The organism is Luteibacter sp. KNZ12-1A, from assembly GCF_056755675.1.
In genome coordinates this window covers 39,161-59,557 of record NZ_JBPGXU010000012.1, presented here as the reverse complement: position 1 = coordinate 59,557, position 20,397 = coordinate 39,161, and the positions used below count along the sequence as shown (strand labels likewise).

21 protein-coding genes are annotated in these 20,397 nt (G+C 65.6%); 15 read left to right on the top strand and 6 right to left on the bottom strand.

Annotated features, from left to right (window positions below; all coding sequences use genetic code 11):
* Positions 1-221 precede the first annotated feature (221 nt).
* The 4 genes from ACR9ZJ_RS04900 (at position 222) to ACR9ZJ_RS04885 (ending at position 3,842) form a co-directional block, all read left to right on the top strand.
* On the top strand, positions 222-1,952 hold the full coding sequence (locus ACR9ZJ_RS04900; protein WP_481281981.1) for a DUF885 domain-containing protein: 1,731 nt from the start codon (positions 222-224) through the stop codon (positions 1,950-1,952).
* Between the two features lie 64 nt (positions 1,953-2,016).
* Entirely contained in the window at positions 2,017-2,418 is a 402-nt protein-coding gene (locus tag ACR9ZJ_RS04895) for an MbcA/ParS/Xre antitoxin family protein (protein WP_371023509.1), read from the top strand.
* Complete coding sequence (locus tag ACR9ZJ_RS04890; RefSeq protein ID WP_481281980.1) at positions 2,415-3,116, top strand: RES family NAD+ phosphorylase; 702 nt, start codon at positions 2,415-2,417, stop codon at positions 3,114-3,116. Before ACR9ZJ_RS04895 ends, ACR9ZJ_RS04890 begins: the two co-directional genes overlap by 4 nt.
* A gap of 18 nt (positions 3,117-3,134) precedes the next feature.
* The gene (locus tag ACR9ZJ_RS04885) at positions 3,135-3,842 is read left to right on the top strand and encodes an SGNH/GDSL hydrolase family protein (protein WP_481281979.1); all 708 of its coding nucleotides are present in this window, start codon (positions 3,135-3,137) and stop codon (positions 3,840-3,842) included.
* A gap of 536 nt (positions 3,843-4,378) precedes the next feature.
* Here the strand turns inward: ACR9ZJ_RS04885 and ACR9ZJ_RS04880 are convergent.
* Positions 4,379-4,627: a hypothetical protein gene (locus tag ACR9ZJ_RS04880; RefSeq protein ID WP_448095807.1), complete on the bottom strand. Its 249-nt coding sequence runs from the start codon at positions 4,625-4,627 to the stop codon at positions 4,379-4,381.
* Between the two features lie 69 nt (positions 4,628-4,696).
* Positions 4,697-5,584, bottom strand: a complete 888-nt coding sequence (gene phhA, locus ACR9ZJ_RS04875; protein ID WP_481287051.1) for a phenylalanine 4-monooxygenase — start codon at positions 5,582-5,584, stop codon at positions 4,697-4,699.
* Positions 5,585-5,720: 136 nt separating this feature from the next.
* Between phhA and ACR9ZJ_RS04870 the strand changes: the two genes are divergently transcribed.
* The 10 genes from ACR9ZJ_RS04870 (at position 5,721) to ACR9ZJ_RS04825 (ending at position 12,562) form a co-directional block, all read left to right on the top strand.
* Entirely contained in the window at positions 5,721-6,200 is a 480-nt protein-coding gene (locus ACR9ZJ_RS04870; RefSeq protein ID WP_481287050.1) for an Lrp/AsnC family transcriptional regulator, read from the top strand.
* Between the two features lie 83 nt (positions 6,201-6,283).
* Positions 6,284-7,084, top strand: a complete 801-nt coding sequence (locus ACR9ZJ_RS04865) for a lysophospholipid acyltransferase family protein (RefSeq protein ID WP_481287049.1) — start codon at positions 6,284-6,286, stop codon at positions 7,082-7,084.
* Positions 7,081-8,082 (top strand): YheT family hydrolase, encoded by a 1,002-nt coding sequence (locus ACR9ZJ_RS04860; RefSeq protein WP_481281975.1) that lies wholly within the window; start codon positions 7,081-7,083, stop codon positions 8,080-8,082. Before ACR9ZJ_RS04865 ends, ACR9ZJ_RS04860 begins: the two co-directional genes overlap by 4 nt.
* A gap of 50 nt (positions 8,083-8,132) precedes the next feature.
* Positions 8,133-9,227, top strand: a complete 1,095-nt coding sequence (locus tag ACR9ZJ_RS04855) for a PQQ-dependent sugar dehydrogenase (RefSeq protein WP_481287048.1) — start codon at positions 8,133-8,135, stop codon at positions 9,225-9,227.
* Positions 9,228-9,236: 9 nt separating this feature from the next.
* Complete coding sequence (locus ACR9ZJ_RS04850) at positions 9,237-9,860, top strand: YbhB/YbcL family Raf kinase inhibitor-like protein (RefSeq protein ID WP_481287047.1); 624 nt, start codon at positions 9,237-9,239, stop codon at positions 9,858-9,860.
* Positions 9,861-9,973: 113 nt separating this feature from the next.
* A complete protein-coding gene (locus ACR9ZJ_RS04845; RefSeq protein ID WP_306848471.1) occupies positions 9,974-10,132 on the top strand; it encodes a DUF1328 domain-containing protein in 159 nt (52 codons plus the stop codon).
* Between the two features lie 58 nt (positions 10,133-10,190).
* A complete protein-coding gene (locus ACR9ZJ_RS04840) occupies positions 10,191-10,580 on the top strand; it encodes an ElaB/YgaM/YqjD family protein (RefSeq protein WP_481287046.1) in 390 nt (129 codons plus the stop codon).
* Between the two features lie 25 nt (positions 10,581-10,605).
* A complete protein-coding gene (locus tag ACR9ZJ_RS04835) occupies positions 10,606-11,088 on the top strand; it encodes an ABC transporter ATP-binding protein (RefSeq protein WP_481281971.1) in 483 nt (160 codons plus the stop codon).
* Positions 11,085-11,402, top strand: a complete 318-nt coding sequence (locus tag ACR9ZJ_RS04830; protein WP_481287045.1) for a hypothetical protein — start codon at positions 11,085-11,087, stop codon at positions 11,400-11,402. The genes ACR9ZJ_RS04835 and ACR9ZJ_RS04830 overlap by 4 nt, the downstream gene beginning before the upstream one ends.
* Positions 11,399-12,562, top strand: coding sequence for an AI-2E family transporter (locus ACR9ZJ_RS04825; RefSeq protein ID WP_481287044.1), 1,164 nt, complete (start codon positions 11,399-11,401; stop codon positions 12,560-12,562). The genes ACR9ZJ_RS04830 and ACR9ZJ_RS04825 overlap by 4 nt, the downstream gene beginning before the upstream one ends.
* Positions 12,563-12,572: 10 nt before the next feature.
* On the opposite strand, the gene ACR9ZJ_RS04820 is transcribed toward ACR9ZJ_RS04825, so the two are convergent.
* From ACR9ZJ_RS04820 to ACR9ZJ_RS04805, 4 genes are read right to left on the bottom strand one after another with little or no spacing between them, the layout of a single operon-like run.
* Positions 12,573-13,346, bottom strand: coding sequence for an SDR family NAD(P)-dependent oxidoreductase (locus ACR9ZJ_RS04820; RefSeq protein WP_481287043.1), 774 nt, complete (start codon positions 13,344-13,346; stop codon positions 12,573-12,575).
* Positions 13,343-14,776 carry an efflux transporter outer membrane subunit gene (locus ACR9ZJ_RS04815; RefSeq protein WP_481281967.1) on the bottom strand — a complete coding sequence of 478 codons (1,434 nt, stop codon included), beginning with the start codon at positions 14,774-14,776 and terminating at the stop codon, positions 13,343-13,345. Before ACR9ZJ_RS04815 ends, ACR9ZJ_RS04820 begins: the two co-directional genes overlap by 4 nt.
* Position 14,777: 1 nt before the next feature.
* Positions 14,778-17,969 carry an efflux RND transporter permease subunit gene (locus ACR9ZJ_RS04810; RefSeq protein WP_481281966.1) on the bottom strand — a complete coding sequence of 1,064 codons (3,192 nt, stop codon included), beginning with the start codon at positions 17,967-17,969 and terminating at the stop codon, positions 14,778-14,780.
* Between the two features lie 7 nt (positions 17,970-17,976).
* A complete protein-coding gene (locus ACR9ZJ_RS04805) occupies positions 17,977-19,185 on the bottom strand; it encodes an efflux RND transporter periplasmic adaptor subunit (RefSeq protein ID WP_481281965.1) in 1,209 nt (402 codons plus the stop codon).
* Between the two features lie 192 nt (positions 19,186-19,377).
* On the opposite strand from ACR9ZJ_RS04805, the gene ACR9ZJ_RS04800 reads away from it, so the two are divergent.
* A complete protein-coding gene (locus ACR9ZJ_RS04800; RefSeq protein ID WP_481287042.1) occupies positions 19,378-20,361 on the top strand; it encodes a LysR family transcriptional regulator in 984 nt (327 codons plus the stop codon).
* Positions 20,362-20,397 lie beyond the last annotated feature (36 nt).

Genomic DNA, 20,397 nt, shown 5'->3' with positions numbered 1-20,397 from the left:
GAGCCACGGAGGGCGAATCGAAAACCCCGCCCGGCGCGACGGGCGCGACGGGGCGTCAGCCATAGAACACGGCCGCGCAGCGGCATCCTTTCTCGAGCGACGGTGCAACCGGAGCGACGAGGGTGGCGGCCGACGGCTCTGCCTCGCCCGTCCCAACGCGAAGCCGAGCATGAATAAAGCCGTGCGATGATCGGGGTTTTCCCCGCACCTACGGAGCCCGCATGTCCCCCTGGATCCGAGCCATCGCCTTCGCCGGACTGTTCGCCGGTACCGCCCATGCCGCTCCGCCGGCCGACGACGCGTTCAAGGCCATCTACACCAGGGAATGGACATGGCGTAACGGCCAAGCCGGCATCCTCACCTCGGGTGAGGCGCAGCCGGGTGACGGACGGCTCGACACGGTGGATGCCGCGAGCCAGGCCAAGCGGCTCGCCTACTGGAACGACGTGCTGGCGCAACTCGACCGCATCGACCCCAAGTCGCTGAGCGGGACCGTCCGCGTCGACTACGCCGTCTACCGCGAACAGATCGGCAACCTCGCCGCCGCGCAGCGTTTCGCGCAGTGGCAGATGCCGTTCAACAGCGACTCCGCCTTCTGGTCCGATATCTCCTATGTGCTGCATGGCGACGACCTGCGCACGCGCGACGACTACCGCCACTACGTCGAGCGCCTACGCCAGATTCCCGCGTACATGGACCAGGAAATCGCGAACATGCGCCTGGGCCTGGCGCGGGGCTTCACCGTGCCGCGCGAGGTGCTCGGAGGCCGCGATGTCTCGATCGCGGCGGTGGCGGAGCTGAAGAATCCCGAAGACAGCGCGCTGTACAAGCCTTTCAAGGCGATGCCGAAGAACCTCCCGGCGGCCGATGCCGAGGCCTTGCGCAAGGACGCGCGCAAGGCCATCGCCGAGGGCGTGATCCCGGCCTACGGACGCTTGCTGACCTTCTTCCGCAACGAGTACGTGCCCAGGGCGCGGCCAACGCTGGCCGCCGAGTCGTTGCCCGATGGCAAGGCCTACTACCGCCAGCAGATCCACGAGTACACCACGCTCGACCTGTCGCCCGACGAGATCCACGCGATCGGCCTGCGCGAAGTCGCCCGTATCCATGCGGACATGCTGGAGACGATGAAGGAGACCGGTTTCAAGGGTGATTTCCCGGCGTTCCTCGCCTTCCTGCGCACCGACCCGCGCTTCTATGCGAAGACCCCGGACGAACTGCTGATGCGTACGGCGTGGGTCGCCAAGCAGGTCGATGCGAAGCTGGGCAAGTACTTCGGCTTGCTCCCGCGACAGCGCTTCGCCATCGAACCGGTGCCCGCCGACATCGCGCCTTACTACACCTCCGGCCGTGGCGGCGCGGACGTCTATCTGGTGAACACCTACGACCTGCCATCGCGGCCGCTGTTCAACATGCCCGCGCTGACGCTGCACGAATCGATGCCCGGCCATGCCCTGCAGCTGGCGCTTTCGGCGGAGCAGCAGGGCCTGCCGCCGTTTCGCCGCGATGGTTACATCTCCGCCTATGGCGAAGGCTGGGCGCTGTATTCGGAGTACCTGGGCGAGGAGATGGGCATCTACCACACGCCCTATGAGCATTTCGGCTATCTCACCTACCAGATGTGGCGTGCCTGCCGCCTGGTCGTGGACACCGGTATCCACCACCTGGGCTGGACGCGCCAGCAAGCGATCGACTACCTCACGCAGAACACGGCGCTGAGCGATCGCGAGATAGCCAACGAGGTGGACCGGTACATCAGCTGGCCGGGGCAGGCCCTGTCGTACGAGCTGGGCTACCTGAAGATTCGCGAACTGCGCGAGCGCGCCGAGAAGCAGCTGGGTGAGAAATTCGACCTGCGCGCCTTCCATGACACCGTGCTGGCGCTGGGCTCCGTGCCGTTGCCGGTGCTCGAACAGCATGTGGACGCCTGGATCGCCTCGAAGAAATCGTAGGTTGCTACTCCAATTTCTCCATAAGTGGAGTAAACTGCATCACAACTCCACAGGTAAAGCCACGATGCAACCAGCCATCCACGCCGAACCGATCCACGCCGGAGACCTTGGCGGTCCCGCCCTCCGCGCCTTCTTCGCCCTCGCGGAGCGTTGGAAACTGCGCGCCGCCGAGCAGAGAACCCTGCTCGGCGAGCCGCCTGAATCCACCTATTTCAAATGGAAGAAGCAGCAGGACGGCGCGCTCTCCCGCGACGTGATCGAGCGGATCAGCTACCTGCTCGGCATCTGGAAAGACCTGCAGATCCTCTTCCCCGATCCGGCCCAGGCCGATGCCTGGGTACGCAAGCCGAACGACGCGCCGCTCTTCGGTGGCCATTCGGCCCTGGAGCGGATGCTCTCCGGCAATGTCGCCGACCTCTACGTCGTCCGCCAATACCTGGACGCCCAACGCGGCTGGAACGGATGAGCCCCGCGCCACCGCTGCGCCGGATCCGCTGGAGCCAGGCCTACCGGATCGTGCCCAGCCGGTTCCCGCCCGTGGGTCTGTTCGATCGCATCGCCGAGCCGAAGGACATCGACGCGGTCATGGCCATCGAATCGCTGACCAATCCACGCCTGCGCGAGGAAATGGGCGCACTCCGGCTCACCCCGCCGGAGCGCCGCGTCTCCGGCCCCGGCACCTCGCCGATCATGGCCGCTTTCACCCATATCCCGCCCGAAGGCAGCCGTTTCAGCGACGGCCACTGGGGCGTGTTCTACGCCGCGCACAGCGTGCCGACGGCGATCGAGGAAACCGTCTTCCATCGCGAAGCCTTCCTCGCCGCCACGCACGAGCCACCCACCGACGTGCAGGTACGCTGCTACAAGACCTCCATCTCCGGGCGCTTCCATGACATCCGCGGTGGCTGGCCCGCCGAGCACGATCCCGATTCCTACGCGGCCAGCGTGAAGCTGGCGCGGACGCTGCGCGAGCAGGGCTCCAATGGCATCGTCTACGACAGCGCGCGCCATGCCGGTGGCGAATGCGTCGCGGTGTTCTATCCCGACCTCGTCGCTCCCTGCGTGCAGGCCGAACATTTCATCTACCGCTGGAATGGCAGCCGGATCGAAGCGGTGCTCAAGGTGACGCCCGTCGAGCGGCAGGGTTTACCCCGGCGTCCGTAAGGGGTTACGGTGCGCGGAATGAAACGCCTGACGCTCCTCTTCACCCTGCTTGCCCTTTCCTTCGCCGCCCACGCCAAGGGCCCGGACCACAGCCAGTGGGAACACGACATCCAGGCTTTCGAGGCCTCGGACCGGAGCAACCCGCCACCGGCCCATGCGGTGTTGTTCGTCGGTAGTTCCTCGATCCGCTTGTGGGCGAGCCTTTCGGCCGATTTTCCGGAGTACCGCGTCATCAACCGCGGCTTCGGAGGGTCCGATCTCGACGATGCCACCGCCTTCGCCGACCGCATCGTCAAGCCGTACCACCCGGTGGCCATCGTGATCTATGCGGGGGACAACGACTTGCAGAACGGCGACACGCCGGAACAGGTCCGCGATGACTTCGCCGCCTTCGTGACGAAGGTACGCCAGGACCAGCCGGAGGTACCGATCGCTTTCATCTCGATCAAGCCCAGCGTGGCCCGCATGAACCTGCTGTCGAATATCGAAAGGGCCAACGCGCTGATCAGGGACTGGTCGATGGCGCAGAAGGGCGTCGCCTTCCTCGACGTGGCGCCAGCGATGCTGGATGCGAACGGACAGCCGAAGCAGGAACTCTTCGTTGGCGATGGCCTGCACATGAATCCGAAAGGTTATGCGCTGTGGGTCGCGCAGGTACGCCCATGGTTGGCGGAGCACGCCGCGGCGGCCGAAGTTAAACGGGACCCAAACGCAGCCACGAAGTGATACGGGAACTTCACGGCTCCGCCCCTATCTAAGTATTCGATCGCCGAGAGGCGACCTGTTGGCAACAGGCGCGATTGATTCGCCAGTTGTCCCGGGTCCCGCTATTTCCCCTGATAGCCTGGACCCGACGCGACCCCGGCAGCTCCTCCCCTGGCTGCCGGGGTTTTATTTTGTCTGATTTTTGACTTTTCCCCGATAGAAGCCGCCCTGTGGAGCCGCTCCTGTGGGAGCAACTCGTGTGGAAGCAACCCATGTGTGGGAGCACCCCTTGTGGGAGCCGACCTTGTCGGCGATGGGTGCTTGCCTCGACATGGCCCGCTGCCGCGGGATCGCCGACAAGGTCGGCTCCCACCAAGCAAAGGTTCCTGGAGAAAGGCTGTCACCAGCGAAAAAGATTCCACCAAAGACGAAGGCAGCCACCAAAGCATGGCCCCACCAAAGAAAAAGGGCGGGCCAGCCTTTCGGCCAACCCGCCCTCATCGCACCTGTCGGAGCCGACTTCGTCGGCGATGCCCGGGCGACCTCATGAGTTGTCGTCAGACGTGATGCACCCGCGTCGCATAGGGTCGAATCGACGTGTCGAACGCCCGCCACACGCCGTCGTTGCCTTCGATGTTCAGCACGATGTCCGACGCCGCGTTGGCCGCCTCGATGCGGCGGGCCTCCTGCAAGGCGCACTCGAGCGCGTCGTCGCGGGAGCAGAATTCCCCGTACTCGAACTCGTTTTTCTGCAACAACCAAAGACCGGGACCGACGGACTCGAACGGAATGTCGAAGACGACCACGATGGACCCACCCTGTTCATTGGAGTTGGGGCCATGGTAGAGGCCCGCTCGTTAGGCCGTCGTTGAGTTTCAGTTGTCTGCGCCGGAAACGAAGCCTTCGCGCGTACCGCGCTGATACACCTTGTCCGTCGCCAGCACGTCCTCCGCCGCCACGGGCGTCCCGCCCGCGAGCCTGGCGTAGATCGGGGTGAAATCCGGCCGGGTCGCGTCGAACAGTTGCTCGAAGTCGTCGATCACGAAGTAGGTCTGCTGGTAGGTATCGATCTTGTACCGGGTATTCATGACCCGCTCCAGGTCGAACCCGATCCGGTTCGGCGCCGGCGAATCGATGGAATAGATGGATTCGCCCTTCGAGCTGACGATGCCCGCGCCGTAGATGCGCAGGCCCGCGTCGGTACGGATCAGGCCGAACTCCACCGTGTACCAGTAGAGGCGCGTGAGGTTCATCAGCGCGTCCGGGCCGATCGCATGGGCCTTCATGCCACCCTTTCCGTAGGCCTGCATGTAATCGGCGAACACCGGATTGAGCAGGAGCGGCACGTGGCCGAACAGGTCGTGGAAAAGGTCCGGCTCCGCGAGGTAATCCAGCTGGTCGGGCTTACGGATCCACCAGCTCACCGGGAAACGGCGGTTGGCGAGATGATCGAAGAAGACCTCGTCCGGCAACAATCCTTCCACTCCGACCACTTCCCACCCGGTGGCCTTGCCGAGCACCTTGTTCAGCTCGTCGAAGCGGGGAATGCCGCCATCGCCCAGGCCGAAGCGGTCGACGCCGTCGAGGAACTCCTGGCAGGCGTAAGCCGGCAGCAGCTGGCGCTGGCGGCGGTACAGGGTGTCCCAAACCTCGTGATCGACCTTGGAGTAGCTCGCCCATGGCTGCTCCACGGTGCCGGTCGCATAGACGGGCACGTATCCGCGGTCGGTCTGCTGGTGTTCGACGCGACGGGGGGTGTCCATGACGGGCTCCTTGGGCTGTGGTTGATCGCTGAGCAACAGCATAGCGAGGAAGGCGCGCAATAAGCTTGCCTTGTTGCGTCAAAGACGGTCATATGTGCAATGATTCATTGAAAGTAAGCCAGTGGACAGAAGAATCGTGCAAGCCAACCTCGACCGTATCGACCTGCGGATCCTCGCCGCGCTGCAAGCGAACGGCAGGATCAGCAACGCCGAACTCGCCGCGGAGGTGAATCTGTCCCCCTCGGCCTGCCTGCGACGCGTACAGAAGCTCGAGGCCGATGGCGTCATTGCCGGCTATGGCGCCCGGCTGGAACCACGCTCCCTGGGCCTGGGCCTGCAGGCCTTCGTCCGCGTACAGCTGAGCCGGCACGAATCCGAGGCCATCGACTCCTTCACCGAGCGGGTGGCCGAATGGGAGGAGGTGGTGTCCTGCTACGCGTTGACCGGCGACATGGATTACCTGCTCCAGGTATACGTGGCCGACCTGGACGGATTTTCCCGGTTCCTGCTCGATCGCCTGTTGAACGCGGCGGGCGTGGCGGACGTCAATACCAGCTTCGTCCTGCGCACCGTGAAGGCTTCCACGGCCCTTCCCCTCGGGAATATCCGTAGCTAGCGCGGCGCAAGCCCACGTGTCTTAAGAATAAAGACAACTTCCCCTAGCGGCAGCGACCGCCCATCGTTAATCTTGTGCGCTCGATGGAAGCCGCCTCCGCCAACCCGACCCCACGCGACCGACTGCGTCCGCTGCGCTATGTGTGGCGAGTGCCGTTGCTGGTGCTCCATGTCCTGTTCGGCATCGTCATCTGCACGCTGATCCTCAGCTGGGCAGGCGGGGTGATGAAGAACGGGCGCGAGCCACTGGCCCACCGAACCATCCGCATGTGGTCGACCATGCTGTTGCGCGTGTTCGGGTTCCGCAGCCGCCGCTTCGGCCGGCCCTTGCCCGACCCGGTGCTGTTCGTGGCCAACCATACGTCGTGGCTGGACATCGAGCTGCTTCATTCGCAGCGTGCCGCCTGTTTCGTCGCCAAGGCCGAGATCGCCAGCTGGCCCCTGGTCGGCTGGATGGCCGCGCGCGGCGGCACCATCTTCCACCGCCGCGGCAACAACCACTCGCTGGCCTCGGTCATGGCCTCGATGGTGGAGCGCTTGCGCGAAGGGCGCTCCGTGGCGGTGTTCCCCGAGGGTGGCACGGGCCACAACGGCGTGCTGCGCGTGTTCCATGCGCGCATCTTCCAGGCCGCCCTCGATGCCGGGGTGCCGGTGCAGCCGGTGGCCCTGCGTTTCGCCCGTCACGGCAAGCGGCTGATCGATGCCGGGTTCCGCGAAGGCGAAAGCTTCATGGGCAATTTCCTGCGCTTGCTGGGCGAGCCGCCGCTCGACGTGGAAGTGCATTTCCTCGAGCCGGTTCCGGTCTCGGCCGACGGACGCCGCCGCATGGCGGAGGCCTCGCGCGAACGCATCGCGCAGGCCCTGGATACCGACACCCCGGCATGAGCCTGCCGCGGGGTTCCGACTTCCTGCCGCCGTTCCCGCTGCGCAGCGGGCACATCCAGACCATGCTTTCCTCCAGCGGCATTCGCCGCCGCCTGTTGCCGAAACGGGCGCACCAGGTGCAGGTGAACGCGCAAGAGGTGCTGATCGATGTCGGCCGTGGCGACCGGTTGAGCGGCCGTTTCACCGCCCAGCGCACGGGGCGTGAGTCGCGTGGCCTGGCCATCCTGTTCCATGGCTGGGAGGGCAGCGTCGATTCCACGTATGTGTTGCAGACGGGCAGCCGCTTGCTCGAGGAAGGTTGGGATGTCTTCCGCCTGAATTTCCGCGACCACGGCGACAGCCACGGTCTCAATGAAGCCCTCTTCCACTCCTGCCGCATCGACGAGGTGGTGACCGCCCTCGGTGAGATCGTCAGGATGTTCCCGGCGAAGGCCGTGGGCGTGGCGGGGTTTTCCCTGGGCGGCAACTTCGCGCTGCGCGCCGGCATGCTGGCGCCCAGGCAGGGCGTCTCGCTGGACTACGTGCTGGCCGTCTGCCCGATCATCGACCCCAGCGAAGGCCTGTTCTCCCTGGAGAGCGAGGCGCCCTGGTTCTACCAGGCCTATTTCATGCGCAAGTGGCGCCGCTCGTTGCAACTCAAGCAGCAGGCGTTTCCGCATGCGACGTACTTCGAACTCGAGGAACTGCGCCAGAACATGCGCGACCTCACCCGCTCGCTGGTGTTGCGGCATACCGACTTCGGTTCGCTCGAAGCCTACCTCGACGGTTACTCCGTGGCCGGCGACCGGCTGATGGACCTGCACCTTCCGGCAACCATCCTCACCTCCCGCGACGATCCCGTGATCCCGGTCGGCGCGTTCGACCAGTTGCGCGTGCCGCCGAACATCGAGCTGGATATCGCGACCTATGGCGGCCATTGCGGCTTCATCCGCGATTTCAGCATGACCAGCTTCACCGACGACTACATCGCAGCCCGTTTCGACGCCATCACCCGTTGAACCTTCCACACCCGGACAGGAACAGACGGGCCTCAACTGGGAGTCCGTTCATGCGTAGCGCCTTCGTCCTCGGCCTGGCCCTCCTCGCCGCCCCGGCCTTTGCCGCCACTCCTCCCCTGGAGTCGTTGAAGTTACCTCCTGGTTTCCAGATCGCGGTCTGGACCGACCAGGTGCCGGACGCCCGCGAGATGGCCCTCGGGGCGAAGAACACGGTGTTCGTGGGATCGCGCGACGCGGGCAAGGTATTCGCCGTGACCTACGCCGCCGACGGCAAGGTGGACAAGGTACGCACCATCGCCAGCGGCCTGCAGCTTCCGGTGGGCGTGGCCTTCCACGGCGGCGATCTCTACGTGTCCGCGATCAGCCGGATCTACGTGATCCGCGACATCGAGAATCACCTCGATGCGCCGCCGAAGCCTGAACTGATCACCGACAAGCTGCATACCGAGACGGCCCACGGCTGGAAGTTCATCGCCTTCGGTCCGGACAACAAGCTGTACGTGCCGGTCGGCGCACCGTGCAACATCTGCGATCGCGGTGACGAAGGCTTCGCCCAGCTGTTGCGCATGAATCCCGACGGCAGCGGTGTCGAGACCGTGGCGCGTGGCATCCGCAACACGGTGGGCTTCGACTGGCGCCCCACGGACAAGTCATTGTGGTTCACCGACAACGGCCGCGACATGCTCGGCGACGACATGCCCAGCGACGAACTCAACCATGTGACCAAGCCCGGCGAGCACTTCGGTTATCCCTACTGCCACCAGGGCGACACGCTCGATCCGGAATTCGGCAAGGGCAGGAACTGCAAGGACTTCACGCCGCCCGTGCTTAAACTGGGTGCCCACGTGGCGGCACTCGGCATGCGCTTCTACGACGGAAAACAATTTCCCGCCGCCTACCATGGCGCCCTCATCGTCGCCGAGCACGGCTCGTGGAACCGCACCGCCAAATCCGGTTACCGGGTCATGAGCGTGCGCCTCAACGGCAACAAGGCGGCCAGCTACGAGCCGCTCGTCGAAGGATTCCTCGTCGATGAAAAGGTGTCCGGCCGCCCAGCCGACGTACAACCGCTCCCCGATGGCAGCCTGCTGATCAGCGACGACGACAACGGTGCCATCTATCGCGTGACCTATAAGAAGCCATAAGGAGTCCCCATGCGCCTCAACAGCGACAGCATCCAGAATGGCAAGCCCATTCCCCCGAACTTCGCCTTCATGGAGGCCGGCGACCCGATCAAGCCTGCCGGCAACGTGACGCCCCACCTGGCCTGGACCGAGGTTCCCGCCGGCGCGCGATCCTTCGCCATCGCCGTCATCGACACCGATGTGCCTTCCAAGCCGGACGACGTGAACGTCGTGGGCCGTGAAGTACGCCGTGACCTGCCACGCGTGGAATTCGTGCACTGGCTGATGGCCAACATTCCCCTGGAATGCCGCGAGCTGGGCGAAGGTGCCTGCGGCGAAGGTATCGTGCCCCGTGGAAAGAAGGACCCGGTGGGCCCGCCCGGCTCGGTGCAGGGCCTCAACGACTACACGGGCTGGTTCAAGGGCGACCGCGACATGGAGGGCCACTACCATGGCTACGATGGCCCCTGCCCGCCGTGGAACGACACCATCCCCCATCATTACCACTTTCACGTCTATGCCCTGGACGTCGAGAGCGTGCCGCTGGAAACCGGCTTTTCACTGGCCGAGTTTCGCGACGTGATCGAAGGGCACGTCGTGGACCAGGCGACGATCACCGGAACCTATTCGCTGAACCCGAAGGTCAAGGCGTGAGGGCGAGGTGAAGGGTACTGGCTGAATGCGTATTGAGCGAAGCCAGCGGGCTTCACGCGGCATGCGCGGCGCGCGGGACTAAATGGTCTCGCGCTACCCACGGAGAAACCACCATGTTGCACTACGCCCTCGTCTTCCTCGTCATCGCGATCATCGCGGCCGTATTCGGCTTCGGCGGCATCGCGGGTACGGCGGCCGGCATCGCGAAGATCCTCTTCGTGATCTTCCTGATCCTGGCGATCATCTCCTTCTTCCGCGGCCGTAACGTATAGACCACGGCGTCACCCTTTTTGCCGTACCTTGTTCAATCCCAGCCCCGGAGACCCTCAAATGAACAATCCTGCCGACCCCGTCGCCAACGCCGCGACCGCCGCCGCGAACACCGTTTCGGCCGCCGAGCGCATCGATGCACGTGCCGAGCGAGTGAAGCAGGCCACCTCCGAGGTCGTGGACCGGACCAAGGAAGTGGTCGACCGCGCCGCCGACAAGGTGGAGCACACGCTGCACAACGCCACCGACAAGGCCGCCCATGGCGCCACGCGCGCGGCCGAAAAGGCCGAGGAAGCCAAGCTGCGCGGCAAGGAAGCCTATGGCGAGGCCGTGGAGACCGCGAACGACTGGCTGGACACGGCCCGCGAGTATGTCCGCGAGAAACCCGTACAGTCCATCGCGTTGGCCCTGGCCGCGGGTTGGCTGGCCGGCCGTATCCTGCGCAACTGATCCTTATCTTCCAGGGGCGCGACACATGCTGGAAGACGGCCCTTCGGGGCAAGACGACGCGGACGGAACGGCGCCGGCGGACGCGACGGCCGATCCCAGGCTGGCCATGCCCGCCTGGGTCGGGGATGTCCGCCGCCTGGGTGCCGGGCTGAAGAAACTCTTCGCTGCGCAGTTGAAGCTGATCGGCGCGGAGATCGGCCTGGCCCGGAGCGGCATCGTCATGATGCTCTTCATGGGGCTGGCCGCCATTGTCTTCGCGGTGGCGCTGGGATTCACCCTGCTGGCGTTGGCCGGGTGGGGCCTGGCCCAGTGGTTCGGCTCCTGGGCGTGGGCATTGACCGTGCTGGCGGCGCTGCAACTCGTGCTGCTGGTCGGCGCGATCCTCGTCTTCCGCCGCGGCATGCACTGGCTTACGCTCCCCGCCACGCGCGCCGAACTCTCCACGTTGGCAAGGGAAGCCGCGAAACGAGGCAAGGCGGAAAGCGAGCAGGCGGAAGAGCAGGCATGAGCATTTTCAGCAGCATGGCGAAAGTCACCGCCGCCCGGGCCCGGGTCGCGGCGGCACGGCGGGAAACCGTGGAACCGGCCGCCGCCTTGATAGCGCGTGGTTACGAACACCCCCTCACGGCGCTTGGCGTGGCCGCCGGCTCCGGTTTCCTGCTCAGCAAGGTCAAGTTCAATCCGCTCGCCGTGCCCGGGGTCACAGGCCTCGTGGCGGCGGGTAGCGCCGACCTCGTCGGCAAAATCGTTTCCATCGCCGCCGGAAGTTTCCTCGGCAAGATGGCCGGCGATGTCGCGGACACGGCCGAAGAGGCACCGTGAGCGACTTTCCCAGTCCACTGCCCACGCCGGTCCCTTCGACGGCGGCACCCGGCGCCGCCGTTTCCACGATCGCCGTGCCCTCTCGCCGGAAGCCCGGCAGCGGCCGAAGCAGCCGGCGGATGTCGCGCAACCTTCGCGCGATCCGTATTTCGCTGACTTGCCTCGTCCTGCTGGCAGCGATCTACACGGTGGCCATCGGCAAGTCGCTGCTGGTACCGCTCGTGCTCGCGGGATTCATCGGCCTTGCGCTCAATCCCATCGTCGCCGCCGCCGCGCACTTGCGCATACCGCGCTGGTTGTCGGCGGTGACGGTGATGGTGCTGCTCGGCTTCGGTCTCGTATCGGCCGTGACGACGCTTTCGGGGCCCGCGCTCAACTGGTTCCACGAGGCACCGACGGCGATGCGCGCCTTCGCGCCGAAGATCAAGCCGCTGACCCAGCAGATCGAGGCCGCCAGCCGGGCGACGCAGAACCTGGTGGGCGGCACGGTGGTACGCAACGCGCCGCAGAGCCCCAACAGTTTCGCCTTCACGGCATGGGACATCCTCGCGGGCGCGCCGAAGGTACTCGCGAGCGTGTTGACGGTCGCCTTGCTGGTGTTCTTCTTCCTCGTCTATGGCGACGAGATCCTTCGGCGCGCCGTCGAGATATCGCCCACCTTCGCCTATAAGCGACACACCGTAAGCATCGTGCGCAGCATCCAGGTGGAGGTGTCGAGTTACCTCCTGCTCACGGCGGCGATCAATGTCACGCTCGGCCTGGTCACCGCAGGCATGCTCTATCTGTATGGCGTGCCCGATCCGCTGTTATGGGGCACCGTGGCGACGATCGCCAATTTCATTCCGTACGTCGGCGCCATCACCACCACGACCGTGCTCGCCATCGTCGGCGCGTTGCACTTCCAGGAGCTTGGCCCCGCCTTGCTCCCAGCCGCCACGTTCGCGGGCATCACGGCGGTCGAAGGCAACATGATCACGCCCATGTTGCAGGGGCGCCGCTCACGACTGAGTCCGGTGGCGATCCTGCTCTGGCTGCTGGTATGGGGCTGGCTCTGGGGCGTGCCCGGCGCACTGCTGGCCGTGCCGATGCTCACCTGCGTGAAGCTGATCACCGCGAAGCTGCGTGGCTGGCAGTGGTTCGCGCATATCATTTCGCGCTGACTCCGCCCACCTACCAGCCGATCTTCACCCGGTCGCGAAAAAACTCGCCGGTGGCGGCTTCCCGTTCCGGCAACAAGGCCGCCCATACGATGCCTTCGGCACTCTCCGCTGCCGGCCGGCCGCCGCTGCCGCCCAGCGCGGTGGCGGTCCAACCCGGGCAAACGGCATTGACGAGGATGCCGCTGCCGGCGAGTTCACGCGCCGTGACCTGCGTATACGCATTGAGTGCCGCCTTCGAGATGCGGTACGCCGGCGCCTTGTCGCTGCACATGTTGTGCACGGCGCACTCGCTCGATACGTTGACGATCCGGCCATAGCCGTGCCGGTGCATCAACGGCAGCGCGGCCGCGGTGAGGCACCACGCGCCGAGCAGGTTCACTTCGAGCGCGCCCCGGATGACGTCCAGTTCCGGTACCGAAATACGTGCGTCGTGATCGAAATAGCCACCCGCGTTGTTGACCAGGATATCGAGTCGCCCGAAACGGCCGTCGATGTGGGCGATGGCGTGCTCGATGTCGCCCTGGCGGGTGACATCGAGCTTGATCGCATAGGCGTCGCCGCCGAGGTCACGGATGGCCCGGGAGGTTTTCTCGCCCTTGCCGGGCTCCCTCATACCCATGAAGACCGTGACTCCGAGCGAGGCGAGCTGGCGCGACACCTCCAGCCCGATGCCGCGATTGGCGCCACTCACCAGGGCGACGCGCTGGGTGAGTGGCGGCTCGACGGCCATCGCGCTGCTGCGCTTCGCCTGTACGGGCAGGCGATGAACCTTGGCGGCACTCATGGCACCTTCGCAACCTCGCTGCACGCGTTGTCGCCACATGCCTGCCAACCGCCACCGAGCGCCTTGTACAACTGCACCGCGCGGGTGTTGATGGCGGCCTCGGCCTCGGCCAACTGGTCTTCCGCCGACAGCTGGGTACGTTCGGCGTCGAGCAGTTCGAGGTAATCGGTGCGGCCGGCGTCGTAACGGATCTTCGCGAGGTCGGCCGCGCGGCGGCTTTCCGTCGCCTGCACCACCAGCTTCTCGACACGCTCACGCTGCTGGTTGAAGCCGACCAGCGAATTGTCGACATCCTCCAGCGCCGCCAGGACGGTGCGCTCGTAGTTGGCGCGGGCCTCGTCGGCACGTGCCTCCGCACCCTTCACGCCCGATCGCACGCGCTGCACGTTCAGGCCCGACCACGAGATGCTCGGGGCGAGTGACCACGCACGCGAATCCGCGCCACCGAAATCGTTGCTGCGGCCGGCGAGGAAGCCGATGAATCCGCCCAGCGTGATGTGCGGGAAGTAGTCGGCCTTGGCCACGCCGATGCGGGCGTTCGCCGCGGCAAGCTCGCGCTCGGCGATGCGGATGTCCGGACGCCGTTGCAACACCTCGTCGGCACCGCCGATGGCGAGGCTGACGTCGATGGGCTTGAAGGTCGCCGGCGAGAGGTCGATGTCGAGTTCGCCCGGGCGCACGCCGAGCAGTACCGCGATGCGGAACTGGTCGGCGCTGGCCTGGGTCTGCAGCACGGGCAACTGCGCTTCCACGGAGGCGAGCCGCGCCTTCGCGCTGGCAAGGTCCTGCTCGGCCCCCGTGCCAAGCTCCACGCGCGCGGCGATCACCTTCAGCGAATCCTGCTGGTTGGCGATGTCCCGCTTCGCCACGTCGATGCGCAGCTGCGTGCCGCGCAAGTCGAAATAGTTGCGCGCCACTTCGGCGAACAACGTGACCTGCGCATCCTGCAGCGACGCCTCGCCAGCGGCGGCGTCGGCGCGTGCGGCCTCGACCGAGCGACGGATACCGCCGAACAGGTCGAGCTCCCACGAGGCGTCGAATCCGGCCTGGTAGGCCGTGATGGTCTGGCGCTGGTCGCTGAAGCCCGGCTGCTGCTCGCGGCTACGCTGATAGGACACACCGGTTTCGATGTCGGGGATCTGCTGCGACTTCGCCGTGCCGAGCGCGGCACGCGCCTGGTTGAGGCGCGCCACCGCGATCTTCAGGTCCGGCGAGCCCTGCGCCGCGCGGACGATCAGCGCGTCGAGGGTCGGGTCGCCGAACTGCTTCCACCAGCGTGCCTGGACGTCGCCGTTGTTCTGGTGCGTCGCATCGACGCCCTGCAACGTCACCGGGGCTTCCTTGGGTGCGTGGTAGTCGGGGCCCACGCTCGCGCAACCGGCGAGGACGAGGGCCGCGAACAACGCGGTACTGCGAAGAACGATTTTCATATCAGGACTCCCGGGCCGCATGGGCGAGGAGACGACGCTCGCGGCGCGCCTGGCGGCGAGCCTCCGAACGCTCGTTCCATGCGCGGATCAGCACGTAGAAGAGCGGGGTGAAGATCAGCCCGAAGAAGGTCACGCCGAGCATGCCGGAGAACACCGCCACGCCCATCGCGTGGCGCATCTCCGCACCCGCGCCGTGCGAGGTCACCAGCGGCACCACGCCCATGATGAAGGCGAACGAGGTCATCAGGATCGGGCGAAGTCGCAGGCGGGCGGCCTCCAGCACCGCGTCGATGCGGTTCATGCCACCGATCTCCGCTTCGCGGGCGAACTCGACGATCAGGATGGCGTTCTTGCAGGCGAGGCCCACGAGGACGATCAGGCCGATCTGGGTGAAGATGTTGTTGTCGCCACCGGTGGCGATGACGCCGGTAATGGCGGACAGCAACACCATCGGCACGATCAGGATCACGGCCAGCGGCAGGCTCAGGCTTTCATACAGCGAGGCCAGCACCAGGAACACCAGCAGCACCGAGAGCGGGAACACCAGCACCGCGGTATTGCCGGCGAGGATCTGCTGGTAGGTCAGTTCGGTCCACTCGTAGCTCATGCCGTTGGGCAGGCTCGAGGTGACCAGCTTCTCCATGGCTTCCTGTGCCTGGCCCGTGCTGTACCCCGGCGCCGCGCCGCCGTTGATCTCGGCCGTGGGATAACCGTTGTAGTGCTGCACGCGGTCGGGGCCGTTGGTCTGGCGCATGGTGAGGAAGGAACCGAGCGGCACGAGGTCGCCGGCGGCGTTGCGGGTCTTGAGGCCGACCACATCGGACGGCTCGTGACGGAAGGACGGTTCCGCCGACACGTTCACCTGGTAGGTGCGGCCGAAGCGGTTGAAGTCGTTCACGTAGAGCGAGCCGAGATACGCCTGCAGCGTCTGGAACACGTCGCCCAGGTCGATGCCTTCCGACTTGGCCTTCTCGCGATCCACGTCGGCGTCGAACTGCGGCACGCTCACCTGGAAGCTGGTGAACAGGTGCGCAAGTTCCGGCGTCTTCTGGCTGGCCGCGATGATGCCCTGGGTCTGCTTGTAGAGTTCCTCGAAGCCCATGTCGCCACGGTCCTCGATCTGCATGCGGAAACCGCCGATCGTGCCAAGGCCGTTAACCGGCGGTGGCGGGAAGATCGCCATGTACGCACCCTGGATCGACGCGAACTGGGCGTTGAGGCGGGCAGCGATCGCATCCGCCGAGAGGTCGGCCGAACGGCGTTCCTCGAACGGCTTCAGCGCGACGAAGACGATGCCCGAGTTGGTGCTGTTGGTGAAACCGTTGATCGACAGCCCGGGGAACTGGATGGCGTTGGCGGTACCCGGGTCCTTCAGGGCGATATCGCCCATCTGGCGGATCACCGCTTCGGTGCGGTCGAGCGACGCGGCATCGGGCAGCTGCGCGAAGGCGACGAGATACTGCTTGTCCTGCGGCGGCACGAAACCTGTCGGCGTCCTCATGAAACCGAAGACACCCAGGGCGACGAGGCCGGCGTAGATGAACAGCACCACGGCGGAGAAGCGCAGGATCTTCTGCACGCCACCGACATAGCCATGCGAAGCGCGTTCGAACGTGCGGTTGAACGGGCGGAACAGCCAGCCGAGGCTGCGATCCATCCAGACGGTGAGCTTGTCCTTCGGCTCATCGCGGCCCTTGAGCAACAGCGCGGCGAGCGCGGGGCTGAGGGTGAGCGAATTGAAGGCGGAGATCACCGTCGAAATGGCGATGGTCAGGGCGAACTGACGATAGAACTGGCCGGTAAGACCGCTGATGAAGGCGGCCGGGACGAACACCGCGCACAGCACGAGTGCCGTCGCGACGATCGGGCCGGTCACTTCGGTCATGGCCTGGCGCGTGGCCATCTTCGGATCGAGCCCATGCTCGATATGGCGTTCCACGTTCTCCACGACCACGATCGCATCGTCGACGACGATACCGATGGCGAGCACCAGTCCGAACAAGGACAGCGCGTTGAGCGAGAACCCGACCAGGTACATCACCGCGAATGTACCGATGAGTGACACCGGCACGGCCACGAGCGGGATGATGGACGCACGCCACGTCTGCAGGAACAGGATCACCACGAGCACGACGAGGACGATCGCCTCGAACAGCGTGTGCACGACGGCTTCGATGGAGCCGCGCACGAACACCGTGGGATCGTAGACGATGGTGTAGTCGACGCCTTGCGGGAAGTCCTTCTTCAGCAAGGCCATCTCCGCCCTGACCTCGTCCGAAATGGCGATGGCGTTCGAGCCTGGACGCTGGAAGATCGGGATGGCCACCGCTTCGCGGTTGTTCAGAAGGCTGCGCAGGGCATAGTTGTTCGAGCCCAGCTCGACGCGCGCGACGTCGCGCAGGTGCGTGACGGAGCCGGTCGGGTCGCTGCGCACGATGATATTGAGGAAGTCATCCTCGGTGACGAGGCGGCCACGCGTATTGATGTTGACCTGGAAAGCATTCGTATTCGGACCGGGCGGCGCGTTCAGCGCACCGGCGGCGACTTCGATGTTCTGCTCGCGCACCGCCTTGATCACGTCACCCGTGGTGAGGTTGCGGATTGCCAGCTTCTCCGGGTTCATCCAGATGCGCATGCTGTATTCGCCCGCGCCGAACAGCTGGACGTCGCCCACGCCGTCGAGACGGGCGAGCTGGTCCTTGATGCGCGTGCGGGCGTAGTTCGACAGGTACAGCATGTCGTACCGGTTATCCGGCGAGGTGAGATGCACGACCATGGTCAGGTCGGGCGAACTCTTGGTCGTCGTCACGCCGAGGCGTTGCACTTCTTCCGGCAGCCGCGGCAGGGCCTGGGCGACGCGGTTCTGCGTCTGCACCTGCGCGTTGTCGAGGTCGGTGCCCAGGGCGAACGTGACCGTGAGGGTCATCGAGCCGTCACTGGTCGCCTGCGAGGACGTGTAGAGCATGCCTTCCACGCCGTTGATCTGCTCTTCGAGCGGCGTGGCGACGGTTTCGGCGATGACCTTCGGGTTCGCACCCGGATAGGTCGCCTTCACCACGACGGTCGGCGGGACGACCTCCGGGTATTCGCTGATCGGCAGCTTGAACACGGCGATACCGCCCGCGATCAGGAACAGCACCGATAGCACGCCCGCGAGGATCGGGCGTTCTACGAAGTATTGAGCGATTTTCATGGTGGAATCAGTCCTGGTTCTGCGCCACGCTGTCGATGCCGGCCGGGCGCGCCGCCGCGACGCCGCGCGCGGTGTCCGGTACGAGCGAGGCCATCGTCACGCGCTTGGCATTCACTTCCACGCCCGGGCGCACGCGCTGCAGGCCGTTCACCACGACCACGTCGTCCGCGTTGAGGCCCGAATCGACCACGCGCAGGCCATCCACCAGCGCACCGGTGGCGACGCGGCGGTACTCGACCTTCTTGTCCTTGCCCACGACATAGACGAACTTGTTGCCGAGGTCGGTGCCCACGGCCTTGTCGTCGATCAGCGCGCGCGGCTGCATGTTGCCGCTACGCAGCTGCACGCGTGCGAAGAGGCCCGCGGTGTAGGCGCCGTCGGCGTTCGGGAACACGGCGCGCAAGCGGATCGTGCCGGCCCCGGCACGCACCTGGTTGTCGACGAAGTCGATCTTGCCGACGTGCGGGTAGCCCTGCTCGTCGGCGAGGCCCATTTCCACTTCCGGGGCACGGCCGTTCTGTCGGCGCAGGCGGTCCAGCTTCAGGAAGGTTTGTTCGTCGACATCGAAGTAGACGTACATCGGGTCGACCGTAACCACGCTGGTCAGCGTGTCGCTGGGGGTCACCAGGTTGCCCGGGGTGATCTGGGCATTGCTTACCTTGCCGTCGACAGGGGCGCGCACCTCGGTGAACGACAGGTTGAGGCGGGCGTTATCGAGCGCGGCCTGCACCGAGGCCACCTGCGCCTTGGCGCTGGCGGCGGCGGTATCGAGGCGGTCGGCTTCTTCGCGCGACACCGCATGCTGTTCCACTAGCTTGGCGCCGCGGGCGGCGTTGGCGTCGGCGTTCCTGCTTTCGGCCCTGGCCTGGGCGAGATTGGCGGCGAGGCGGTCCGCTTCGGCGCGATACGGGCGCGGGTCGATGGTGAAGAGCAGGTCGCCCTTCTTCACCGTCGCGCCTTCGCGGAAGTGGATCGAATCGACGTAGCCGCTGACACGCGGCTTGATCTGGATCGTGTCCACCGCCTGGATCCGGCCGGTGAAGGCGTTGGTGTCCGACACCGGGCGCAGCAGCACCTGGGCGACGGTCACTTCGGGAGCCGGCGGCGCGGCGGCGGGTTCGGCGGCATGGCTTGGCGTGCCACCGGAGCTCAGCCAGATCGCCGAGGCGACGGCGACCGCCAGGGCGGTCGAACCGAACAGGATTTTCTTCTTCATGACGGGTCCTGGAGTGTCGAGGGGGATGCAAGATCTTTCGGCGGCCGCGCAGCGTGCGGCCTCAACGTTGGTTGAGGTCAAGTCGGTCCGTCGCAGGTGGCGAAATCTAGGTCTTGCTCGTCAAGCGAAAAATGGGTCTACAATCATTCCGCCTGTGACGCTCAGTCATGAATGCAATCCCCGGAGTCGACGATGGAAGACTTTTCCGCGATCAGCGTTTTCGTCCGCGTGGTGGAAGCCAAGAGCTTTTCCGCCGCCGCGCAACACCTGCAGATGACCCCGTCGGGGGTCAGCCGGGCCATCTCGCGGCTTGAGGAAAGCCTGGGCGCCCGGCTGTTTTTCCGATCGACACGTTCGCTGAGGTTGAGCGACGATGGCGCCGCTTTCTATACGCGTTGCAAGGAGATCCTGGCCGACCTGACCGAGGCCACGGAGGCTCTTGGGTACGCCAAGACCAAGCCGGCGGGCAAGTTGCGCGTGGCGGCTTCGTCGGCGGTCGGCCGCGCGGCGTTGATCCCCAACCTCGCCGAGTTCGAGCACAAATTCCCCGATATCCGCCTCGAACTGACGATGTGCGACTTCCCGTTCGACCTGAACGAGGAAGGTTTCGATTGCGCCATCCGGATGGGCGAACTGGCCGATTCGAGCCTGATCGCGCGCAAGATCGGCCATTTCAGCAATGTCCTGTGCGCGGCGCCGTCCTATCTGGCGCGGCACGGCATGCCGACCTCGATCGAGGACCTGAAGAACCACCGCTCGGTGAATTTCGTCCATCCGAGCACGGGCAAGCCTTACCAGTGGCAGTTCGATTCGCCGAGCGGCCGCGTGTCGGTGGACGTCGACGCGCACATGCTGATCAACGACGGGGAGTCGGTGATCCAGGCGGCGATCGCCGGCCTGGGCATCATCCAGGCTCCGCATTGCCTGGCGGCGAGCGCCCTGGAGAAGGGCTTGCTCGAGATCATCATGACCGACACGATCTCCACGGGATCGAACCTGTGGATCGTCTACCCGCAGAAGCGTCATCTCTCGGCGAGGGTGCAAGCCTTCATCGAGTGGACCAGCGAGTTGTTCCAGCGCACCAGCGAGCCGAAGTGCAAGCTCGTGCAACAGCAACAGGCGGAACTCGCCCGCATGCGCAAGGCCCAGCCACTGGAAATCGCGGCGGTCGCCTAGGCGCCGCCCCGCTTCATAAATCTTCACCCGCACTTC

Coding starts and splice junctions, on each gene's coding strand:
- ACR9ZJ_RS04895 (WP_371023509.1), top strand. CDS start 2,017: ATGCAACCAGCCATCCACGCCGAACCGATCCACGCCGGAGACCTTGGC.
- ACR9ZJ_RS04815 (WP_481281967.1), bottom strand. CDS start 14,776: ATGAAAATCGTTCTTCGCAGTACCGCGTTGTTCGCGGCCCTCGTCCTC.
- ACR9ZJ_RS04865 (WP_481287049.1), top strand. CDS start 6,284: ATGGAAGCCGCCTCCGCCAACCCGACCCCACGCGACCGACTGCGTCCG.
- phhA (WP_481287051.1), bottom strand. CDS start 5,584: ATGGACACCCCCCGTCGCGTCGAACACCAGCAGACCGACCGCGGATAC.
- ACR9ZJ_RS04850 (WP_481287047.1), top strand. CDS start 9,237: ATGCGCCTCAACAGCGACAGCATCCAGAATGGCAAGCCCATTCCCCCG.
- ACR9ZJ_RS04810 (WP_481281966.1), bottom strand. CDS start 17,969: ATGAAAATCGCTCAATACTTCGTAGAACGCCCGATCCTCGCGGGCGTG.
- ACR9ZJ_RS04805 (WP_481281965.1), bottom strand. CDS start 19,185: ATGAAGAAGAAAATCCTGTTCGGTTCGACCGCCCTGGCGGTCGCCGTC.
- ACR9ZJ_RS04855 (WP_481287048.1), top strand. CDS start 8,133: ATGCGTAGCGCCTTCGTCCTCGGCCTGGCCCTCCTCGCCGCCCCGGCC.
- ACR9ZJ_RS04840 (WP_481287046.1), top strand. CDS start 10,191: ATGAACAATCCTGCCGACCCCGTCGCCAACGCCGCGACCGCCGCCGCG.
- ACR9ZJ_RS04835 (WP_481281971.1), top strand. CDS start 10,606: ATGCTGGAAGACGGCCCTTCGGGGCAAGACGACGCGGACGGAACGGCG.
- ACR9ZJ_RS04900 (WP_481281981.1), top strand. CDS start 222: ATGTCCCCCTGGATCCGAGCCATCGCCTTCGCCGGACTGTTCGCCGGT.
- ACR9ZJ_RS04800 (WP_481287042.1), top strand. CDS start 19,378: ATGGAAGACTTTTCCGCGATCAGCGTTTTCGTCCGCGTGGTGGAAGCC.
- ACR9ZJ_RS04820 (WP_481287043.1), bottom strand. CDS start 13,346: ATGAGTGCCGCCAAGGTTCATCGCCTGCCCGTACAGGCGAAGCGCAGC.
- ACR9ZJ_RS04830 (WP_481287045.1), top strand. CDS start 11,085: ATGAGCATTTTCAGCAGCATGGCGAAAGTCACCGCCGCCCGGGCCCGG.
- ACR9ZJ_RS04860 (WP_481281975.1), top strand. CDS start 7,081: ATGAGCCTGCCGCGGGGTTCCGACTTCCTGCCGCCGTTCCCGCTGCGC.
- ACR9ZJ_RS04890 (WP_481281980.1), top strand. CDS start 2,415: ATGAGCCCCGCGCCACCGCTGCGCCGGATCCGCTGGAGCCAGGCCTAC.
- ACR9ZJ_RS04885 (WP_481281979.1), top strand. CDS start 3,135: ATGAAACGCCTGACGCTCCTCTTCACCCTGCTTGCCCTTTCCTTCGCC.
- ACR9ZJ_RS04845 (WP_306848471.1), top strand. CDS start 9,974: ATGTTGCACTACGCCCTCGTCTTCCTCGTCATCGCGATCATCGCGGCC.